The sequence below is a fragment of the Pseudoteredinibacter isoporae genome, from assembly GCF_011602085.1.
GTDB classification, from domain to species: domain Bacteria; phylum Pseudomonadota; class Gammaproteobacteria; order Pseudomonadales; family Cellvibrionaceae; genus Pseudoteredinibacter; species Pseudoteredinibacter isoporae.
The window spans coordinates 1-21,582 of record NZ_JAAONY010000003.1 but is presented as its reverse complement, the minus strand read 5'-3'; the positions used below and the strand labels follow the sequence as shown (position 1 = coordinate 21,582).

General features: G+C 45.6%; 21 protein-coding genes. 8 read left to right on the top strand and 13 right to left on the bottom strand.

Annotated elements, in window-relative coordinates; translation table 11 throughout:
* Positions 1–327 precede the first annotated feature (327 nt).
* Entirely contained in the window at positions 328–780 is a 453-nt protein-coding gene (locus G8768_RS16395; RefSeq protein ID WP_166843981.1) for a transposase, read from the top strand.
* 125 nt (positions 781–905) lie between these two features.
* On the opposite strand, the gene G8768_RS16390 is transcribed toward G8768_RS16395, so the two are convergent.
* Both G8768_RS16390 and G8768_RS16385 read right to left on the bottom strand, forming a co-directional pair.
* A complete protein-coding gene (locus G8768_RS16390; protein WP_166843983.1) occupies positions 906–1,298 on the bottom strand; it encodes a VOC family protein in 393 nt (130 codons plus the stop codon).
* Positions 1,299–1,393: 95 nt separating this feature from the next.
* The gene (locus tag G8768_RS16385) at positions 1,394–1,846 is read right to left on the bottom strand and encodes a YHS domain-containing (seleno)protein (protein ID WP_166843985.1); all 453 of its coding nucleotides are present in this window, start codon (positions 1,844–1,846) and stop codon (positions 1,394–1,396) included.
* 279 nt (positions 1,847–2,125) lie between these two features.
* Between G8768_RS16385 and G8768_RS16380 the strand changes: the two genes are divergently transcribed.
* The 4 genes from G8768_RS16380 to G8768_RS16365 all read left to right on the top strand — a co-directional run bounded on the left by G8768_RS16380 (position 2,126) and on the right by G8768_RS16365 (position 4,917).
* On the top strand, positions 2,126–3,061 hold the full coding sequence (locus G8768_RS16380; protein ID WP_166843988.1) for an AraC family transcriptional regulator: 936 nt from the start codon (positions 2,126–2,128) through the stop codon (positions 3,059–3,061).
* Positions 3,062–3,224: 163 nt separating this feature from the next.
* A complete protein-coding gene (locus G8768_RS16375; RefSeq protein ID WP_166843990.1) occupies positions 3,225–3,578 on the top strand; it encodes a DUF1428 domain-containing protein in 354 nt (117 codons plus the stop codon).
* 331 nt (positions 3,579–3,909) lie between these two features.
* Entirely contained in the window at positions 3,910–4,353 is a 444-nt protein-coding gene (locus G8768_RS16370; RefSeq protein WP_166843992.1) for a S1 RNA-binding domain-containing protein, read from the top strand.
* 27 nt (positions 4,354–4,380) lie between these two features.
* The gene (locus G8768_RS16365; RefSeq protein ID WP_166843994.1) at positions 4,381–4,917 is read left to right on the top strand and encodes a DUF924 family protein; all 537 of its coding nucleotides are present in this window, start codon (positions 4,381–4,383) and stop codon (positions 4,915–4,917) included.
* A 74-nt stretch (positions 4,918–4,991) separates the two neighbouring features.
* Here the strand turns inward: G8768_RS16365 and G8768_RS16360 are convergent, their stop codons facing one another.
* From G8768_RS16360 to G8768_RS16335, 6 genes are all read right to left on the bottom strand, one after another.
* Entirely contained in the window at positions 4,992–7,043 is a 2,052-nt protein-coding gene (locus G8768_RS16360) for an EAL domain-containing protein (protein WP_166843996.1), read from the bottom strand.
* A 362-nt stretch (positions 7,044–7,405) separates the two neighbouring features.
* Positions 7,406–8,440 carry an AraC family transcriptional regulator gene (locus tag G8768_RS16355; RefSeq protein ID WP_166843998.1) on the bottom strand — a complete coding sequence of 345 codons (1,035 nt, stop codon included), beginning with the start codon at positions 8,438–8,440 and terminating at the stop codon, positions 7,406–7,408.
* Positions 8,441–8,929: 489 nt separating this feature from the next.
* A complete protein-coding gene (locus tag G8768_RS16350; RefSeq protein ID WP_166844000.1) occupies positions 8,930–9,364 on the bottom strand; it encodes a hypothetical protein in 435 nt (144 codons plus the stop codon).
* A 181-nt stretch (positions 9,365–9,545) separates the two neighbouring features.
* Complete coding sequence (locus G8768_RS16345; protein WP_166844002.1) at positions 9,546–10,601, bottom strand: alpha/beta hydrolase; 1,056 nt, start codon at positions 10,599–10,601, stop codon at positions 9,546–9,548.
* Positions 10,602–10,611: 10 nt separating this feature from the next.
* The gene (locus tag G8768_RS16340) at positions 10,612–12,807 is read right to left on the bottom strand and encodes a TonB-dependent receptor (protein ID WP_166844004.1); all 2,196 of its coding nucleotides are present in this window, start codon (positions 12,805–12,807) and stop codon (positions 10,612–10,614) included.
* A gap of 126 nt (positions 12,808–12,933) precedes the next feature.
* Positions 12,934–13,962 carry an AraC family transcriptional regulator gene (locus G8768_RS16335; protein WP_166844006.1) on the bottom strand — a complete coding sequence of 343 codons (1,029 nt, stop codon included), beginning with the start codon at positions 13,960–13,962 and terminating at the stop codon, positions 12,934–12,936.
* A 584-nt stretch (positions 13,963–14,546) separates the two neighbouring features.
* Between G8768_RS16335 and G8768_RS16330 the strand changes: the two genes are divergently transcribed.
* Positions 14,547–15,155 carry a hypothetical protein gene (locus G8768_RS16330; RefSeq protein WP_166844008.1) on the top strand — a complete coding sequence of 203 codons (609 nt, stop codon included), beginning with the start codon at positions 14,547–14,549 and terminating at the stop codon, positions 15,153–15,155.
* A gap of 23 nt (positions 15,156–15,178) precedes the next feature.
* On the top strand, positions 15,179–16,282 hold the full coding sequence (locus G8768_RS16325) for a hypothetical protein (protein WP_166844010.1): 1,104 nt from the start codon (positions 15,179–15,181) through the stop codon (positions 16,280–16,282).
* Positions 16,283–16,398: 116 nt separating this feature from the next.
* On the opposite strand, the gene G8768_RS16320 is transcribed toward G8768_RS16325, so the two are convergent.
* Both G8768_RS16320 and G8768_RS16315 read right to left on the bottom strand, forming a co-directional pair.
* Complete coding sequence (locus G8768_RS16320; protein ID WP_166844012.1) at positions 16,399–16,998, bottom strand: thiamine biosynthesis protein ThiC; 600 nt, start codon at positions 16,996–16,998, stop codon at positions 16,399–16,401.
* A gap of 354 nt (positions 16,999–17,352) precedes the next feature.
* Positions 17,353–18,045 (bottom strand): hypothetical protein, encoded by a 693-nt coding sequence (locus G8768_RS16315; protein WP_166844014.1) that lies wholly within the window; start codon positions 18,043–18,045, stop codon positions 17,353–17,355.
* Positions 18,046–18,909: 864 nt separating this feature from the next.
* Between G8768_RS16315 and G8768_RS16310 the strand changes: the two genes are divergently transcribed.
* Positions 18,910–19,686 (top strand): hypothetical protein, encoded by a 777-nt coding sequence (locus tag G8768_RS16310; protein ID WP_166844016.1) that lies wholly within the window; start codon positions 18,910–18,912, stop codon positions 19,684–19,686.
* Positions 19,687–20,008: 322 nt separating this feature from the next.
* Here the strand turns inward: G8768_RS16310 and G8768_RS16305 are convergent, their stop codons facing one another.
* From G8768_RS16305 to G8768_RS16295, 3 genes are read right to left on the bottom strand one after another with little or no spacing between them, the layout of a single operon-like run.
* Positions 20,009–20,536, bottom strand: coding sequence for a hypothetical protein (locus G8768_RS16305; RefSeq protein WP_166844018.1), 528 nt, complete (start codon positions 20,534–20,536; stop codon positions 20,009–20,011).
* A gap of 1 nt (position 20,537) precedes the next feature.
* Entirely contained in the window at positions 20,538–20,969 is a 432-nt protein-coding gene (locus G8768_RS16300) for a trypco2 family protein (protein WP_166844020.1), read from the bottom strand.
* Positions 20,970–21,021: 52 nt separating this feature from the next.
* The gene (locus tag G8768_RS16295; protein ID WP_166844022.1) at positions 21,022–21,273 is read right to left on the bottom strand and encodes a hypothetical protein; all 252 of its coding nucleotides are present in this window, start codon (positions 21,271–21,273) and stop codon (positions 21,022–21,024) included.
* Positions 21,274–21,582: the final 309 nt, after the last annotated feature.

The window sequence follows — 21,582 nt, the reverse complement described above, 5'->3', positions numbered from 1 at the left end:
TTATTCTTGGGCAATAAACCTGGCCAATCCAGATTTCAATAATCATCACTATAAGATACCCATCCTATTTTTTCCTTAACTTGTAAATTTTTATAGTAAATACCTTTCCAAACTGGGCCAGGCTTCTTCCATATTGCTCATATCAGGGCCGTGCTTACTTTCCTGAGCCAATAGAACAGGCGCTGGGCATAAAGCGTTGTCGCTTAAAGTTGCACAATTTGTGATCTTCGGGTGATAACTGCGGGTAGGGCCATTTGTAGTATCAGTTTCAGGGACAAGGAAAGGGTGTGACCAAAGTTGAGAAACTGTCATACAGGGGTATTGGCTATGAATAAGAGCTATTCCGGGATTGATACTGATAATGTTCAACGTTTATTAAGCGAGTTTGAAGAGCTGCTGCCAAGTGTAAAAGGTTCGAATGCGATAACAGCATCGAGCCAATTAATTTCAGCCGTTCTTTATATCACTCGCAAGCAATGTACCTGGTCCGAGTTGCCAGGAGAATTTGGTCCTGCACGTACGGTTTATGCCAGGGTAGATCGCTGGGCTAAATCCGGTTTGCTTCAAGAGGTATTCGAACAGCTTGCCAGAATTCATCCTGCACAATTCAAAATTATCGATGTCGGTATTGCAATCAACTCGCCGGCGTCCTGCGAGTGGGTATACAGCAATATTAAAGTCAGCTATCGAAACCTGACCGTTCAGGAAGACGCCGCTGGTAGAGAGGTTTTTTGTTGGTATCGAACAACTTGTACACAAGTAAAGGTCAGTGCTGAATAAGAAAGCTTCCTTCCTTCTCAAGTTAAGAGGACTCTCCAGAGTAAATGCTCAGAACTTGCCTGTGGCGAAGGAAGGAAGCTTAAAACAAAATATAGTAATCAGAAAATCAAGTCAGAGTGTTACCGTCAAAGCTTGTTAAAGCCATTAAAAATGGCTTCGAGTTTGTTGCCAAACGGATCTCTCACAAACGTGGTATACACATCCGGAATGGGGTAGCTCTCTCGTGGTCCAGGCTCGCCTGCACATTCACCTCCGTTGGCAATGGCGTAAGCATGAAAGTTATCTACGGCCTCTTGTGAGTTTGCGGAAAAAGCAATATGGGTTCCGTTACCCGCACTGGGCGCCTGCTGGTTTTCAGGCTTTATCAGCAGGAATTGAATGCTGTCTTTACCGTAGGCGACAAAACCGTCGCTCTTGGCGAGGCATTGAATGTTCAGGCTTTCAAGAAGGCCATCGTAAAACGCAGCGGCCTTGTCGATACACGGCGCACCTAAACTCAGGTGATCAATAATGTTCATGTAGCAGTCCTTATGACGCCTTAAAAAGCTGATACAGCGCAGGCTAAACGCCGTATCAGAAGCGTCGCATTTAGTAGAGGTTTATCGAGGTGGTTTTACAAAGACGATGGGGACTTGTCTTTGATGTTTTTCCATTCGGCATTTGCCGATTTAATACGACCAGGAACGTCTTTGAACCACAGATCCTGGATGCCGGCATCCAGATTCAAATACAAAGTACCATCGACAATACGCCATACTTCAGGATCGCCAATAAACTTCTTGCCCACAGACACACCGAATGCACAATAGCCACCGTACGCCGGCACGTATTTGTCGGGCGAGCGCTTGAAGGTTTCGAGATTTTCCTTGCTGGAAAACTGATACGTTGCGCCTTGATGCGTTGCAACAAAATTGCCGTTGCCGCGAACCGGTCGCTTGCCGGCGTGATAAGACACCACGTCGTAACCCTGTACCGCTGGTGTACTGTAGGTGTATTGACCGGCAGCAGCGCCAACGGAAAAGAGCAGGCTGGCCATGAAGGCGAATAACAATTGCTTTATGTTCATCGTAAGTTTCCTCAATGATTGAATAGAATGTCGCTTGACTGAAATTCTGTTCGGAAGTCCATAACTTTCCGAGACGCCATCATCAGCGAGGAAAGCCGGAATCCAAATCATCGAAACCCCGTATTTCATACTAAATCGTATAAATTCATACTGCCGATACTGTTTCGTATCGGAAAACTACTGAATCGTCTCTAAGCTTGTATGAATCAGTGATTTGAACAAATGGCTGTGGTAATTTTCAGTTATAGATAACCCTCACGAGAACCATGGGAATCACTGATGGATGCACTCACCGATATTCTGAACACACTGCGTTTGTCCAGCAGCTTCTACTTCCGCACAGAACTGACCTCACCCTGGGGCGTGGAGGTACCTGCAAAAGAGAAGGTAGCGCGTTTCCACGTGGTTATACGCGGGCAGTGTTGGCTGCGAGTTGATGGTGAGGAGGAGGGTATCCACCTCTCCAATGGTGATCTTGTTGTCATCCCTCATGGCGCCTCACATCAACTTGCGGATACCACGACCACTGATATACGCCCATTGGAAGACGTTCTGGATGAGGTGTCTTATGTCGGAAGTGGTCCGCTGGTATATGGCGGCGATGGGCCCGGTTGCTGTCTGGTGTGTGGCGAGTTTGCATTCAGTGATCTTGGGCAACATCCGTTACTGGAGAACCTGCCCAGGACACTGTTTGTGCCGGGCAATCAGAGTTATAACAGCCAATGGCTGGACAGTGCCATCGGCTTTATCTCCCATGAGGCCAGCAATCTGGAGCCCGGCGCTCATGCGATTATCGATCGCTTGTCCGAAATCATGTTGATTCAGGTGATTCGAGCCACCCTGGATGCCAGTGAAGAGAAAATCCCGTTCTTATCAGCATTTGTGGACGCCCGCATCAATCAGGTATTGGCCGCCATTCATGCGGACCCAGCCAATGATTGGAGCGTGGAGAATCTGGGCCAGCTGGTTAATATGTCCCGTTCTTCGTTTTCCAGCTGCTTTACCGAGTTAACCAGCATGACGCCTCTGCAATATGTCATCTTTGTGCGTCTGGAAAAGGCCAGTCGATTGTTGATTGAAACCACCATTCCATTGATTAATGTGGCAGATAGCATAGGCTATCGTTCCGAAGCGGCCTTCAGCCAGGCCTTTAAAAAGCAATACGGCATGCGGCCCGGGGAATTTCGGCGCGCTCATACCGAGAAAGCGGCCTAGGGGTTGCCTGTAACGGACAGCTCTCTGGATTTAAACGCCAGAATTTTCAGGTTTTTGCGCCGGTTTACAGCCTTGTCATAGGGCAGGCGTACAATGCATTATTCGTAATAAAGCGTTTACCCTACCGTGACGCGTTAAACCCAAACTACAAGAGGGATCTCAAATGTCATACGTCGATGGTTTTGTTGCTGCGGTACCTACCGACAGCAAAGAAGAGTATTTGGAACATGCCCGAATGTCTGCGGACATCTTTAGAGAGAACGGTGCTCTCAAGGTGGTAGAAACCTGGGGTGATGATGTCCCCGAAGGTGAAATCACGTCATTCCCCATGGCCGTGAAAGCCGAAGCAAACGAAGCGGTTGTATTTTCCTGGGTAATCTGGCCCTCAAAAGAGGTCAGGGACGCAGGCTGGCAGTCCATGATGGAAGACCCCAGAATGCAGGCCGAAGACAACCCCATGCCTTTCGACGGCAAGCGTCTGATTTATGGTGGCTTTGATTTGATTCTTGAGCGGTAAAGCCGGTATCTATGTTGAAAAGGATTTTACTGTATGCTGCCGTAACTATATGGATGTTTCCAGCCTCAATATTTTGGTTGCGGGGTATATTTGGTATGGGGTTCTTTGTTTAAGCGGCCATACGAGGGAAAGATCTTGAACTTATTTTTGGTGGGCCTATATTGGTTTCGCTTAGGTTACTTCGTCTGGCTTGGCCTCGGTTTAAACTTGGGAGTGTCTGCAATTTCCTTTGGATTGAAGTGAGAAGTAGAAGTCTGTAGGAAGTCGCTCTATATCTATTCTTAAAAATTGTTTAATTTTTAGTTTTGATTGCTGATATCTGGTCAATTCCATGCGCGTAAATGACATAATTGAAGTGGTAGTAATTCAAGTTGAAGAAGGCTTTGTGAAAGTTGATTATCACGGAAAGTTAGCAATTCTCCAGATAACTGAATTAACATGGCGGGCTGGAAAAATTGCACCTGAAGATTATGTTAATGTTGGAGATGTGGTAAGAGTTAAAATAATTAAAGTTGATGGTGATCTGTTCAGCGTTTCCCTCAAGGAAGCTCAGGCTGGTGGAAACCCATGGAGAGGCCTTAGTGTTGGAGATCAGTACCTATCTCCGGTAGTTTTGAAAGCGGACTATGGCTATTTCTTTGAAATAACTTATTTCTGTCATGCGCTGCTTAAAATTGAGAATGCCTCTCGAGACTATCAATTGGGCGACAGGATTAGGCTTGAAGTATCAGATATCAACTACGAACGGAAGCGTGTATACGTTTGTGAAAAATGATTGTTTGGGGTGTTAATGAATAATAGCATGAAAAACGACGTAATCAGCTTCTGGTTCGAAGAAATTCAACCTAAGAACTGGTGGCAAAAGGATGAAGACTTTGATCGTTTAATTGAACAGCGGTTTGGAAGCCTTCATGCACAAGCTAAAGCAAGCGAGCTGTTTGCTTGGCGAGACGATGCTTATGGCAGTCTGGCCGAGATCATTGTCCTCGATCAGTTTTCCCGCAATATTTACCGCGACAGGCCTGAATCCTTTGCCTGTGATCCGATGGCGTTGGCACTGGCGCAAACGGCAATTTCCAAGGGTTTTGATCTGGAGTTGTCCGAGTCTGAACGGGGTTTTATATATCTGCCGTTTATGCACAGTGAATCCAAAGTGATTCATGAAAAAGCACTAGAGCTTTATGAAGCGATGGGAAATGAGGGTAATTTGGATTTTGAGCTGCGACACAAGGCCATTATTGATCAGTTCGGACGATACCCTCACCGAAATACTATCCTTGGTCGTGAATCGACTCCGGAGGAAATTGCGTTCCTTAAGCAGCCCGGTTCGAGCTTCTAAAGATAACCTTTCTCTGAAAAGCAGGGCGTATTCAGCCCTGCGATTTTGAAACTCCCCTTGTCGCAGCCAAAGAATCAACAGTTTGATTCACAAACAAACCGGCATACATCTTGGGGGGAGAGGGGCTTTGAAATGTAATAACCTTGCACCAAATCTATGCCCAGCCGATTGACGGTGTTTAACTGTTCCTCGGTTTCTATTCCTTCGAAGATGATCTGATGTCGCAATGTGCGGTTGATGGCCACACAGCTCCGTAGAAACTGAATGCCCCGTTCAGAAGACATTTGGGGAGCAAAGCTTAAGTCAAATTTGACACCGTCAAGCATCAGATTGGGAAGCATGGATAAGCCTGAAAACCCGGACCCAAAATCATCCATATAAACTTCAATCCCCTCATTCCTGAGAATGCTCAAGTGTTCATTGATTTCGTCGTACTCAAATATCATCGACGTTTCCAGAATTTCAAGCGATAAAGCGTGTTGCATCTGGCTGGCCTGTTCGATAAAAAAGTTGACGAAATCACTGCTACGCAAAGATTCGGGGGAGACATTGATTGATATGGTCATCCCGGGCATCAAGTCTTCCCATTCATTGGATTGCTTGACAACTCGCTTTAACACCCATTTGTCAAAGTCGGTCGACAGGCCTACCTTTGATAAAAGATCGATAAAATAGGGGCCTTTTAGGCTGTCATCCTCTTGTTTCAACCGTATTAAGGCCTCTATTTTTTCAACTTTTCCGCTCCTTACATTAAGAATCGGCTGATAGTTCAACAACAGAGTTCCGTGGGTGATGTCCCAGAACGCCTGGTCGATTTCTTTTTGGAAGTGAAGATTGTCTATGATAGCTTTTTGGTTTCGGTAGTATAAAGACTGTATGTTCTTACTTTCCAACCTTAAGGTCTGAGATACCGCTTTAACCGAAGCTCTATCAAGATTACTTTTTTCTGATGCCTTTAAAAAAGGTATGTAGATTAATGTTCCTACTACCAGATTAAACGCTTGCACCAAAACCGCCGCAATCTCTCCGGTGGACAAATAGGTGTTTATCAGTGGAGGGACCAACCAGGGTATTGAATTTGAAATAGGGGATACCCAGCCGATCCACATCGCAAAATAAGTGATAAGCCCCGAAATAATAGGTACAAAAATAAAGGGCAGGAATAAAAAGGGGTTGAAAACAATGGGTAATCCATAGTGAATGACTTCGGAAATATTAAAAGTACTGGGAACGGCGGAAAGCTTGGCAACTTTTCTATTATGTTTCGACGTTGAAACAAAGAATGTCGCCAACATTAGGCAAAACACAGATCCTGCGCCGCCAATATCAGAAAAAAGGTGGAAATTGTAGGTAATAATGTGTGTAGGGTCTTGCCCTTGACTGACTGCCAGGCTATTTCTGAGTAACCCCTCTTTAACGGGCTCTCGCAGAAAATCAAGCGGATAGTTTGGGTTAATCCCTATAAACCAACATAAACCACGCACCATTTTCTCGATCAAATAGCTGGGTAAGCTGTCAACCGCTTCCGGGGAAAGTCGGTACAGGCTTGACGTCAGAGAGAAGTGGCTATCAACTTTCTTAATCAAGAATATCGCCCCATATACCACGCCGAGGGCAGCAATAGCGGGCAGTATACTGTTAATATGTCGCCTTAGGCCTATGCCAAAATCCCCGGCTCTATAGATCAAGAGCTTTTTCTTAATCAGAAGGTATGTGTATATTTTTATGACCGAAATGTTTATCGGTATGGGTAATAGTTGGAAATACAAATTGGATTCAAGGCTTTCATAGTTCACGCTTTTATCGATCGACGTTAGCAGTAAAAGGGAGGTGCAGATGATATTGATGATCACCGGATCAACTTCATAAGAACGAGCCAGGGATGTCGATAGGCTCACCGAAAACAGCAGTGGGAATATCACGTAAAAGAAATTGAATAAGTTTTCGGCGCCGCTGATTAAAAAATCCGACTTTGAGCTGTAGGGGAGCAAGGCCAGTGCATGCGATAAAAGGAGTACAAAGGTAACGGCCAATATGATCGGCAGCAAAGACACCGAAGCATCTTGCAAAGAAAGCAAGAGTCGGTTGCGAGATAGTCTGTACAGTAGAGAATTGAATGTTTTCATGTTCATCTGTTTTTGCCGGTAGCTCGGTCGACAAAAGCTCCCTGAATACGTTTAATTCAATTTTCACTCCTTTCCACGGGGAATAAGTGTTTTTTCCTAAAATCGAAATTGCTGTTAAAGTTACCTGCCAAGAGTGAAAGTTGGCAATAGTGAATGGCTTTTTGAAGTTCCAAATGGATCAATAGTTTGAGATCTGGAAGGGAATATTTGCTTCTGGTTGGTTCTTTAGTGCTTAATTTTGCCTTGTCATGCTTTACTGGAAGCCGGTGTTAATGTAACGGGACACTTTTGTGGTAAGCATATCTGACGGAACATTGAACGATATGATCGAGTAGAGAATAAGCTCTACCCGATCACAATACTCATTGGTTATTCTGACTTTGCATGTAGGATCGGCTGTTACCCCGAATCTGGCGGGGAGATTTGGAAAACCAACGCTGACAACTCCGGCTGAGCGCCGCTTGCCCGCTGTAGCCCACCAGGTTGGCAATCTGGGAAAACGGAAGTTTTGTGTTGCAAAGATAATAAATGACGCGCTCTTTGCGAACCTTGTTTCGAATCTCCTCAAAGCTTGAATGTTCCTTGGTGAGAAGGCGTTGCAAGGTTCTGGGGTGAAGCTCTAGGAAATTAGCCATCCATTCCCGAGTACAATCGGCGACCTCGAGATTCTTGCGCAACTCGCGTTCAACCAACACCGCCAAACGTTCATTTTTTCCTGGAAATTGTTCTTCAAGATAATGCGAAGCAAACTCATGAAGTCTTTTGCAACTGAGCGGAAGGGGGGCTTCATAAGTGTCCCTGGATATATACCAAACAATACTTTCGGAATTGAACTCAATGTCGGAATCGAAATAGCTTTCATACATGGGTTTCGGAAAGCTTAACTCTCGAGGAATTTCAATTTTCGGAATATTAAATTTATCACCCGATAACTGCTTCCATATTTCTTGCCCAACGGCCACACAGCGGTCAATGTTTTGTGGCATTTGTCGATGGGAAAGTTCAGGTATATTGATATCAACAATCGTTCTAACGTAATCCGGGTGTTGCTCGTCCATATGGTAGTTCAAAGCAGAACTCTGAATGTGAAGAAACCGAGCAGCACACTGCATGGCTTCACCAACCGTGCTCGCCGTTTGAATTGCAATGGATACGGGGCCGAGTATATTAACTTTTTGTCGAGTACCTAAATAAAGGCCAAAATCGGGTTTTTTGAGTTCTTGTGAGGTTATTTCGAGCAATTCCGCCAGTTGTGAATATTTAATTATATTGTCTTCATCTTCAAATGCTTCAAATGGAATGTCGCATCGATCTAAAAGATCTTCAGGGTTGCCTCCAAGGCGTGTGACAACATCCAGATAGTTGTTGAGGCCTCCAATGCGCACGGAGTTATCCATATATTTTTACCTACGTGTTTTATCTGAAAAAATATGTCCTGTTTAGGAAAAACCAGACTATTTTTATGTGTTTTTTTATATTTTATTCATTGTAATCAAAATTGGGTAGAAATAAACACTGGTTTTATGGGCTATTCAAATTTGAAATGTATAAATTTTACCTTGCGAGACAAAACTAAAATAATTAGAAAACCTCAAGAAATTGAAAAATTTATAGCTTTCCAACTGAGAGGTAAATTTAGGGTGAAATGTTACTCAATCAGGATGGATTCTGAATCCAGACTAAATGAATAAAGAAAATGAAAAAACAAATGAAGGGCATCAGAAGATGGTTGTTGTTCCAGGGAGCTTATCTGCTTTAGCCGGATGGCAGCTTAATTTGCACGAGCATTAAAATGAAAGCGGCCACCTTGACTATTGATCTCAAAATAAGTGGGAAACCAGTTGTTTATTTTATTGTTAGAACGTCAAGATCTTCTTGTTCGTCAATCATATTAGATACAACAGGGACAGAATTCCATTGAACATCATCAAGGTAAAATCTGTGACAAAGATAAACAACATTAACCCTTTAACTTGCCAAACGCCTTCTCCGCGCCGATTCTGTAGCGCCACAGGTACGTTGTACGCAAACTGAGTGCCATGGGCAACGGCGAATGCTAGCAACAAAATGGTCCATTGAAGATTCTTATCAAACAGCCCCATATTAAACAGTAAAAGAGCATTTAGAACCATGAAGGCAAGATTGAACCCCGCAACAAACTTTCCCGAGTGCACCAGCGTTTCCATTACCGGCGTGTCTCTATGCTCGCGCGGAACAACAATTTTCGCGAAGATTCGACCGCGAATATCAAATGTGTGATACCCCCCGAAAAACCAGATGGTATTGAGTACCAAAACGATCGTGAGTGCAGTATCGAGCATAGATTGTCCTCAGAATTTATTTATTGTTGTATTCAGAGGCTATTATCCGTGTTCTGGGGTTCAGGGAGCAAGCAGAAGGGCTTTCTGTTTATGCGGGTAGGGGAGCTATAAGTGCCAGTATTCGAGGGAAGAGGCCATATAAAGTGATTAATAATTGCCCATCGAGTGACTATTGATTGGATTATCTGCCTGGAATAGAGTCTAGAAAGCCCACAAAGTGAGCTAAGAACTCCTCGGGCGCTTCGATAAACGGACTGTGTCCAACGTCCTTAAGACAGATTTCTTTGAAGTTGCCGTACTGTTCTAACAAGTTCCGGGTCTGGGACACCATCGGCTGAGGAGGGCAGATTTCATCGCCCGGCCAGCCGGGTGCCAGGTTCTGTGATCCCAGAAAAGCGATATCTGAATAAGATTGATCGCTGATGATTTTATCTTCCGAACCATGTAACCAGAGAATGGGGGGGTTACTGGCGATCTCGATCAGTTTTTGCGCATTAAAATGCCGGGCGCTGATGGCGTTGATCGGGCCAAACCTTCCCGGTGCGACATAGGGCCAGTTTTTGCTCTCGACAAAGTCGCCAGGGTAACGATCAACAGCCACTTTTTGTTTCAGAGACGCACGCAACAGCTGCTCTTCTCTGGGCATAATCCAGGGTTTGGCAAAATAGCTGTTGCGGATAATATTGCGGGGCGAGAAGTCGCTTTCGTCACCGGTATCCTGCAGTTGAATTTGAGCAATAAACTCTTTAGCCACCGTGCCCCCTCCGCAGCCAGCGAAATCAGGGTAGTTGGGTCGACCGTCAAGATTTGCGCTGCCACCAAATCCGAAGGGGCTTACGGGCGCGATCAAACTTAATGAACGAATGCACTGAGGATGATCGATGGCCAGCTGCATGATCGCTGCAGCGCCGGCGGACCATCCTAAAAAATGAGCCGAAGTAATATCCAGCGCCTGCATTAGCTCAACAAGATCGTCACTCCAATCCCGAGCCCCGCGCCGCGCATCAATAACTTTATCCTCGGTGTCGCCATAGCCCCGAAGGTCGGGGGCAATAGATCGGTATTGTTCTGGCATTGCCAGCATCAGCGCTTCAAAATAGTCGGCGGCTGAAAAATTACCGTGAATAAAAAACACCGGCTCCCCGTCACTGTCACCACAGCTTAAAACGTGCTGTTTCAGCCGTGGGGTTTGTACAGTGCTCGAATCAATGCCGGTCAAGTGAGACGATTGCATCATTCATTCACGCCTAGAAGTTGTAACTGGCTGACAGCGCATAGGTTCTAGGGGCACTGTAGTAGCCCAGCATTACGCCAGGAAAAGCAGAAATATCAAAAGCGTGGCTACGATAGCGTTTATCCGAAAGGTTTTTGCCTCCAAGCATAATGTTCCAGCGATTATCTTCAGCGGCCAAAATAAAGGCGGCGTTCACCAGACTGTAACCGCTCTGGGCGAGGGTTTCCTGGCTGTTGACCTCCAGATAGGTTTTGCTGCGATAACTGATATCGGTTAAAAAGCTGAGCTGCCCCCAATCCCAGGCGGCAAAGTCATAGCGAAGACCCAGTTGAGTATCCCATTCCGGTGCGTTAACCAACTCACGTTGATCCGAGATGTCGATCAACTGATTATTTACCGCATCGCCCGTAATGTACTCACGATACTCGGCGTCCAGATAACCGATGTTCAAATTGAGAGTTAATGCCTCGCTTAAAAGTGCGGTCAGTTCCAACTCGGCACCTTTCATCACCGCTTCGCCCGCATTGGTGAACACAGGCAGAATAGAGCCACCATCGGCACTGGCTTCGAAGCTGCTTAACTGCAGGTCGTCATACTGGTTTCGAAAGATCGCGGCATTAATACGCAAGCGATCGTCCCACAACTGGGTTTTAAGGCCCGCTTCGAGGCTGACCAGAGTTTCTTCATCAAATGGCGTCAACGCATCCGAGGTCACCCGGCCATTAAAACCACCGGCCTTAAAGGCGGTCGAGTAGCTGGCATAGAGATTGGTGTCTTCACTGAGCTGGTATTTCAGGCCCAGCTTGGGTGAAAAATTATTAAAGTCGGCGTCATCCGGGTTTCCGGAGGTCACAACACCTTGTCCGCGCACGCCTCGCAATAAATCACTGTCAGGATTCGCCAGGGCAGGGTTACCAGCTGCCAGCGCAATCAAATTAAAACTTTCAGCGATACGGCGGTAGGACTTGGTTTCCTTAGTGTAACGAAAGCCGGCTATGGCCGTGAGCTTTTCATTTATGTCGTAGTCCAGCTGACCGAATACCGCGTAACTGTCGGTTTCAAAAAAGCCATCGCCAGAAGTGGCGCTGAAAATATTCGCGAAGACGCCACCATCAAAGGTCTGGCCTTGCTCATTAAAATAGTACAGCCCGGTCACTAAAGAGAGATGGTCGCTTTGATATTGCAGCTGGAATTCCTGACTGCTCTGTTCCTGCTCGTTAAAATAGTAGATGCCAAAGGCATTGATCGGGGTGCCGTCCAGGTCCAGCTCTGTGCCATAGTCCAACTCCCGGTACGAGCTGATGGATTTCAGGCTCCAGTTCTCATTAAGAGCCCAGCTCGCATTAAGACTGATGCCCTTGGTTTCGGTTTGCTCTACGGTATTAAAATCCGCATTGACGACAAAAGGATCTTTGTCAGCGGGAAAGCTGGGCCCCAGAATAATATTGATCGGGGTTTCTTTTGCCGGGGTTCGCGAACGTTTTGGATCACTGTCAGAATAATCCAGAGCGAGCTGGATGCTGATATCATCATTGGGATCGAATTGCAGAACCGCGCGGGCAAACTGCGTATCGCGATCCCCGTCACGCTCGCCGTCAAAACGATTCACGCTATAACCTTCATGTTCCATGCTGGCCAACGTCAGGCGAGCTTTCAAATTATCCGAAAGCGGGCCACTGATACTGGCCTTAATGTCCCGTCGATCGTAGTTACCCAGATGGGCGCTGATATTGCCACTGATTTCATCCGTAGGTGCTGCTGATACATATTTGATCGCGCCGCCAACCGAGTTGCGGCCGTAGAGGCTACCCTGGGGGCCTCGCAATACCTCAATTCGTTCAACATCCACAACATCAAGGAACGCACCTTGTGCACGCCCCAGATAAATATCATCCAGATAAATGCCAACGCCAGGTTCAAAAAAGGCAACCGAGTCAATTTGGCCGATGCCACGAATGTACACAACAGCATTATTGGCATCGCCAGAATGCACACTTAGGTTCGGCACCATACTTTGAAGATCGCCGATCGTAGACACCTGGGCAGATTCCAGGTTCTCTGATGAGAAAGAGCTGACCGCAACCGGCACCTCCTGCAGATTGGCCTCACGGCGCTCGGCGGTAACAATGACTTCTTCTATCTGGGCATATAGTGGGGTGCTGGCCAGGGCTACGCTAAGGCCGACGGCATGCGCTATGGGCTTACGCATCAATCTATCCTCTCGCTATTGTTATTGTTTGATGGTTCACACTATAAGGGCTGGCCTACAAGGAAAAAATGACGAATTGGATCTATCGGCAGGGTACAATTTCGCTCACAAAGCTTGAGCATGACATTATTTGAGGTGGGAAAACTGCTTGATATAAGCCGCCGGGGAAAGCTCATGCCAACGTTTAAAGGCGCGTTTAAAACTGCGTTCATCACTATAGCCCAATCGAACAGCCGTATCGCTGATGCCGAGACCAGCCTGTAAGTATTGGCAGGCAAGGGCACTGTTGCTGCTGTCCAACAGCTGCCGAAAGTTACTGCCTTGTTCGTTGAGCCGACGCCGCAACGTTGCCACACTGATATTCAGTTCACTGGCAATCCAATCCTGGCTGACAAGGACATGCTTGGCGCTGGCCAGGTTTATTTTTTCCTGGCAGATTTGCACAAAACTCGGTTCCGTATTTGCTTCACTTAAACTCAGAAAGTACTCGTAGTGGCGGTACAGATTCGCCGAAATATCTTCTTTGGGTTCATGCAGCAGAGGGAGTCGAGCCTGCTCAATATCGTAGGCCAGCTCGTAATGAGCGTGCTGAAGCTTTAATGGCGCCCGAAAAATATTTAAATGATGATTATGCTTGGGAAGCTGTTCCCGTTTACTGCAAACCCGTTTAAGTGTCAGAGCCTGCTTGCACAGATAGGACAGGGTGCAATGAATGCTGATCAGTGCAAACTCAATTGCCAGAGGAATCGCCTGGGTTTGATAGTGGAATTCGCTGTCGTCGACACAGTAACTTAAACTTCGGCCCTGTTTGCGCACAAAATTAAACTGACCACCGTGAATGATATTGTAGTTTTCAGCCAGGCTTTGCAGGCCCTCCTCAAGGGTCTCGCATTGTTGCAGGCTCGAAAACACCAAACGGGTACTGCCACGTCGCAATGGACGACTGGAGATTAAATGCGATTCTTCGTGCACGGCATTTTGACTGGCGAGCATGATACGCCAGGCATCGCCCATGTCGACAAGATGTTCGGGCTCTTCCAGAAGGTTACTGGGAAGTTCAAGCTGCTCAAGGATATTCGCAACACTGGCACCCGCCTCAATGGTTTTGGCCATCAAGCTTAAAAGGTCATTAGCAGCGATGCGATGAGAGCTCATGTTAATTGTCTTTCTACAGGGCGATGCTGTGTCTACAGAATAGTAAGTGATTCCCCGAAGAAAGTAAAAGTAGCTGCCAGGTCGTCATTTTCTTGGTGGCCGATTTCAGTTTTCACAAAATTCGAGAGCGGCGCTAAGGGCTATAGATTGAATTTTCCAATCGAATTTCAGCCGGTGTTTCCCTTCCATTTTGTTATTCGAATTGCGGGATTTAAGCGCTGTCGAAATGGTGTTGATGGCGTATTCAGCAAATCATCAAAGCTTAGTGAACCCTGTCAGTGGTTTGGTGATGTAAAGCATCTGTAATCAGCTCAGGTCTTTCAAACGGCTTTTTCGAGCAACGGGTACATTTCATACAACTCTGGGTCGATAGAGAAGGCATCCCGGCGCAAGCAGGGTGGTTAAGCCTGAGGGCAGATGCCATAGGGGCTGTGGGCAGACCACTAAAGCGGGGCGATTGACCACCAGGGCAGGATGCTGTCGTATTATTCCTCTTGTTGTAAATGCCCCCCCAAGACGACTATGACATGCAAACGTCTTGCTCGTATACTCTGCTTATCGAATAGCGATTCAAGGAACGAGAAATGCAAGGTGTTGGCGATGGAACGATATTCACGCGGCTGAACTCGGCGTATTACGCGCTGGAAAAGGTCGAGCGCATGGGGCTTTGGTTTGCCGTGTTACCCATGTGTCTGATCGTGCTCTTTGTGAGCCTGTATGAGCGTCCTCCATACATCTGGATCAGCGTAGCGGATATGGAAAAAGGGGATTTCAAAATCCACATCCGGCGTGAATCCGCTTATTTGATCGCTCGCCTGGAGCCAGAAAACCGGGGCTTTCTCAGAAAAAGCTTATCACCTTTCAACACAGGTAAAGGCGTGTACTCAAGCGATGGCCTGAACCCTCACTATAGAGTCTTCTCAATCGAGTCCAAGTTTGGCTTAAAGCTGCTGGCCTACAAGCAACACCGATTCCCAAGCCAGTCCTGTGAATACCTTAAGTACGTATCGAAACATATTATCGTTGACGAAACCCTCCTGAACGGCGGTATTATCTGTGACGACCCCACAAGCGAAACCAAAAGGCGAACGTTCATCTATGATTTGGGCGGACGCAGTGTGCACGAAAATGTTGCCGATCTGTTTCCTCCGGTTTTCAGTTTGGTGGGAAATGAGTTGAAGATTGGTATTTAGGATACTTTAGTCAGTTATACGTTATGGATAGTAATAAGACCCATCAGGAATTTGGCATTGTCAAAGAGGACTATTTGGAATGGCGATCTCCAAGATTCGGAACCTCTCACGCAGAAAGAATAGATAACAATGTTTGGAAGTGGCTCATTCATACTGGGATTAGTGCATACTGTGCTAACGAGGAAATGAGAGGTCCAGATCCCTTCGAGGCCGGGCCAGCCTGGTGTTTTGATCGATTTGGTCAAAGCACAACCGAGCTACCTGATGGGCGTAAAATCTATATTGCTGGTGAACATGAAGATTCCTATGACCCTGATTTTTATATTTACAACGATGTGGTTGTTATAAATCTCGACGGTTCTATCGAAATCTACGCGTATCCAAGAAATTGCTTTCTACCGACCGATTTCCATTCATCAACCTTGGTGGATGACAAGATCGTGATTATCGGTAATCTGGGCTATCCAGACGATCGTCAATCCGGTAAAACTCAAGTCTACACACTGGATACCACAAACTATAAGATCGAGAGCATACCCACTTCTGGAGATAGTCCAGGTTGGATTCACTTACATACAGCGGAATTGGATTCTGAAAACCAAATCATTCGGGTCAAGGGTGGGGTGCTATATCATAACGAAACAAGCCCATTGATTGAAAACATAGATGAATGGCAGTTAGATATTCGAAACTGGACCTGGCAGCGCCTAAGCAAAAAGGAGTGGTTCAGATTTGAGGTGAAGCGCAGCGACAATCAATTGAATCTGCTGTGGGAAATCAGGGGGGCACTTTGGAATCAGAAATTAGGTTGGAAAAGAGAACTGAAGGAAAGTTTGGAGAAGCTAACGGGATTGCTGGGGCTAGTTCCTGATATTGAATTGTTGAAAGAAATTTATCGACCGCCTGTAACGCATGTTGAATTAGAGCAGTATGAAGATGAATATGGCACATATCGAATACTGGTAGAGGGTGTTGTCGTCCGTTATGTTGAGGATTTCTATGGAATTCAGGTGACAATCGAGGGCAGCCTCTCCGAAAACATAATCAAGACATTAACGGATGATTTAGTTAAAAAACTTGAAAAGTTGGAAAACACTCAGTACGAAACCCGTTTACTTCGTGTCTAGTATAAAGTCACAATATAGCCTGTGGCTCTATATTCCCATGCTACGCACAAATTGATGCCTGGTGTCGGAGCAAGCGGAAGGCCGCTTACCCCGGTATAACAAATCTAGCAGTAATACTAGGCTTTACGAGCCGCGCTGATCAAACAGAACGCCAGGAACAGAGTGGCCAGTACACCGGATGTGCCGGCAACGCCCGATGGAAGAAAACCATCGCGACCAAACAATATTAAAATAGCGTTGGAAAGCATAGCGACACCACCCAGGAGTGCGGTCAAACCGCCTAGAGCTTTGTTGGTGTCTGACATGGTGACCATACCGAAAACAAGCGCTGCCATACCCAGCAATAGCTTCGCTGCGTAGTAGATCATAAAGGAGAGGGCAACCACGCCGCTTAAGGCAGGTTTCAGCCCTTCAACTTCGGAAGCGGATTCACTAAACGTACCAAACATCGTCACGCCTATAGCAACTTGAACCACATTCAGCACTGCACTAAACGCAATTGCAGACCATCCAAGTTGCTCATTCTTGAGCTGCACCATCGCAGCTCCGGCAAAAGCAAGCAGAACCGTAAACAGCAGGCCTTCCAGGCCCCAAAAAAACTGTCTGGAAAGTTCAATTTTTGAAACATAAAGGGCTGTAAAAGCGGCTTGCGTTAGGGCCAGTACTAACAATAGATAGGCTACGATTTTTATAATTTGTTTATCTGTAAAGTTCATGTTCATGCCTGCGAGAGTTTCAATGACGATGGGCTGCCTCAAGGGCAGTTTTAAGAAGGGCGAAACTCTAGCACGAATTTGCGATAAGTCGTGTAACAGCTGAGGCAGAACGAGAACTTATAGCGTTAAACGCAGGGGCGTCCAGTCTACTGGTTATAAGCTTATAGCATCCAATGTTATTGCGACACTGGGGTTTATAGATTTCGGCGACGGGCTAAATCGTATCTCCCATAACAGGCGCGCACACAAATAAGCGCGGTGCTTATCAATAAGCAGGTTTTGTTGCTGCCCATGCCTGTTATTTTATCTATCTCTAATTGCCTTGTTACAAAAGATAAATCACTTGCTCTGAGTTCACTTATGTTTAATGGATAGTTTTCTTTTAACAATTCCCAAAATAACGAGGGCAAGAAAACCTAATGCCATCGGGGGGATAGCTGGCACGGCGGTGGTCCCTAGTGACATAGAAGCTGATGCTTGGCCGGGGCTTATCCGGAAAAAAAGACGTCGGTTATTAATCGTAGGGGGATTGTTAAGCAACTGTCGTAGAATGGGCTCAAGCCCGGCCCCTCTAAAAGCAAAGGCAAGACTGTATTCTGAATCGGTGGAGTATACCGTAATGTAATAGTCGCCGGGAGCAAGAGGCGCGCTGGTAATTTCAAACTCATCCAGGTTGCTGGGGTTTGCACCTAACGTTACGTCTGGAAATACTGTTCGATTAACCAAAGTAGCAGGTCCTGTGTCAATCTCAGTATATGGGGCGTTTCCTTCTCGTATGGAATAACGAAAACTTGTTGCAGTTGACAAGGCTTCGCTAAGCACGTCGATGTGACCAATAGTCAGCTGGCTGGTAATTGAGATAGGCGTGTAGGATATATCAATAAGATTAACTGTCGTTGACGCCGCTCCTGAACCTAAGACCGTGCCCGAAGGGGTTCCTGTAATGGTGTCCTTGATTGGTGGAGACATTGCTGAAGCGAACACGCTGACAAGTAATAAAACTAAGCCGCTAGTAAATTGAACTCTTTTTGAGCTTTCGCGCTGCATGGTTTAGTTAACCTTCTTGTTAAAAACTGGATGCTAAACTAGTTCGCTTCAGGTGAATGGAAAATGAACTTGGCTGCCATGTCTAAATAAAAACTATTCCATTCATCAGTTTAAAAAGTTAACGGTCCGCAATGAAAAAAATAGACTCAAATAGATAAATATTTATGTAAACTTAAAGAGCTTTATGTGTTTATCTTTAGTTGAACATGGCTTTTAGTCTTTGGTGAGTTAGGATTTAGATCACCAATAGATATTTTAATTTTACGAGCTCTAGATAGCCCTCCAATTATCTTTTCTTATCGTTCTAGGCGTGATGATGAATCCAGTTTAGCCATTCGTTTATCAGCTTCGGTTTCGGGCGAATTAAGGAAATATTTGTTCGAAAAAATATTCTTGTTATTCAAAAGCTAACAATACTTGGCCATATGGAAATACAAGCAAGTTCAGAAGAGAAAGCCAAATTATACGAAGAGAGACAGAATGTTGCCCGAGAGTCATTGGGTGGTTGAAAAAATCTTAAATACTTACTTTGCCATGAAAAATATTTTTATTTGGCAATGGAAAACATTGGCTACTGAATTCGGTGCGTCAAGGGGATCTGTGTGTTGGGTCAATCAAAAGGATTGACAATTAGGGAGTTGGGGAAAGCAAAAGGTGGCGTATTTGCTAACATCTTAATGAAGAATTTTTATTTTTTTTCTTGGTCGGGCTAACTTGGCGTTTTCGGTTTTATAAATTTTTCGATAAACAAACTGGATTATAGTTTGTTGTTAAAATCTTCTGGAACAGAAGGGAAAGAACACGCTTAAAATGTAAAAGCCTGCGAAATCCGGTTCACGCGTTAAGTGCCTGAGAAGTGTATTTATGGAGGCAAACTTTCCAATTGTCGTCGTAGCAGGAATTGTCACCTTGCTGGCAGTTCTGGCGTGTTACGCTCTGTTTGTCTATAGCGCAAACTCCAAGCGAGAAAAACGTCGCCTGCAAATTAATACGCTGAAAAGTCGAGCGCGTAGAATAGATGAGACGATAGCTTGCTTTCCACCGAATTATCTGGGTACCACACTTACTCGGATTATTCAGCATGCCCTGATTATAACTTACAAAGAACTCAGTGAGTTGCAACCAAACCAAAAGAAGCACAAAGTCCACCTGCAGCGCGCCAATGACGATTATCTAGCCCTAAGCAAGCAGGAGGATGAAAGTAAACTGGACTCATTAGGGAGTGCAGGGCAGATTGCTGGAACCCGTAAGAACTTAAACCTTCTTTTGAAGTTCTTTAATCAATTGAGCCAAAATGGGGCGTTGAATCACTCGAAAGCCAGCAAAGCGGAACTCATCATTAGAAATAAATTAGCCCTCCTGGCCTCTGATGAGTTTGACATTCCTGCCAAAAATGCACTGGCGGACGGAAAGTATCAGCTTGCTGTGCATTACTTCACGCAGGCCAACACGGTATTAAGCAAAAACAACGCTGGCCAAGTGTTTAATGACAATATCCGAAAGCACCAGGAGTGGATCAAATCTGCAAGGGAAAAGGCCAAAGTCGAGCAGGAGAGAATTAAAGCAGAGAAAGAGGCCATGGAAGCCGAGTTGAAGAACCGGGAAGATGATGGCTGGAAAAAGAAAAATGTATATGATTAGTTGGGGCAGGATACGAAGATATTTGGATGGTATGGGTAATTCATATTTCTACGCAAGTCGGAACGTCGTTCAAATTCTATTGCAGAAGGTATGCTGGCTACGGCTTCTTGGACGGTATTTACACCGAACTCGAAGCCCTTATGTTCGACGCTATCAGAATGGTGGGCACAATCAGTAATGGTTGCAATCTGGTTAATGAACTTCGTTGGCCTTGGCCAAGACAGGGACAACTGGATTAGTGTTTGCCTTGAGGCTTGGTGAATTTATGAACAGCAGGGTTCGCTTATCAATTTGGAGGCTTATATTGAGCTGTGGGAAGGCCTCACGGCCCCTTGCTAGCCTGATCTTTCGAGAAACTATAGACTTCATGTTGTAGTTCAAGTTCGAGGGCATACAGCGTAACTATAAACTGAGTGTATTTATTTAACGAACCTAACTTTTCCTGCCATTCTGTGTGATCGTGATCTTTGATTATTCCCAAATGCTTCAGGCAAATCATAGTGCTTTTATTTAGGTGGGGATAGCAACCATCGAGGTACTGCTCAATAATTTCGTCAGTTAAAGAATATTCCATATTATGAGCATAGTTATTTCTTATGCTATTAAAATCCCTTAGCAGACTTACCATGTTCTGGTTGAGGCCTAGAACACCACATAGGACAATTGCTTTGCTAAATTGATTTCCTGTTAGCATTCCAACTGTATCGGCACTCAATGGGCTTAATTCCAAGAATTTCCAAATCTGGCTTTCGTAATGAATTGCTGTCTTAACAACTGTCGTCAATTTGTCCAAACTAGTCAGTGCGGTCTTAAAATGTTCATGATTATACTCAGGTTTCTTTTTAGGCATTTCATGAATCCTCGCAATTGGTTTCGTAATGTGTTGGGAGGATAATTGGGACGCTGAACTTAATCCGGCTGGTTGAGCTGTTTTGTTCCTTCAGGCTTGCGCCTGCTTCTGCTCCCAGCAGCGAGGCAACCTTAACTTTTAGTCCCGCCTTGGCCTCCTCTTCATTGCCAGCTGAGATTGCAATATCAAATTCTATATTCGTTGTTTTTCTTTCCTCCCTTTCGCGCATGTCTGCATCGTTAAACTGACGTACGGGTTGGCCTTGAAGTATTTCGTATGAACTGTTGGAAATAGTGGAATCAATCTCATACTGCCTATCAAAATAATCAGGATTTACCGCGGCTCCTTTTATTTCCTTGGTAGATTTTTGTGCAGCGTGCACACCATGAATCAACTCTGTGATTGCTGTTTCAATGAAGTCCTTTAGTTCCATTTCGATTCCTTGGGATTGTTAGATTTGACGGAGTAGGTTAGCACTCAGATGCTCAGCTAGCCATCGAGAGTTTGCGCTCAAGTTCAATCAATTTCTGATTGCTCCAGTGCCACTGGCCCATAACCCATAGATAGGTATCAATTTCTTTCCATGTGAGTGATTCACACTCGCTCGGGGTGGTTAGGAAATCTCCTCGGAACTTCATTCCCCTCGGCCAGCTTTCCGGCATGATCTTGCCGTCGTACAGCAGTTGCAGCAGCGTAATCTCTCCGGGCCGCGGTAGGGTTTGAGTGTCTTTCGTCATCGTGTGTCTCCATACACGGTGCCCTGGAGGAATTCCCAGGGTGACGCGAGAGGAAACAAGCGACATGCCGATTTCCGGCTTAGACTATCTAGTTCTAAAAACCGCGCTGGGGAAGTGGCGGTCAATTTTTGTTGTGGAATAACGTTTAAGGGGGTGTTGGCCCATAATGCATTATTTAACATAATATACATTATGCGCAATCCATAGGGTTTGTCAGACGGCCTGACAGAAGCCGAAACGCCATAAGGAATTGAATGCAAGGATCAGATAGCCCGCTGGTTAGCGGCTATTGGCTGACGCCAGTTAGCC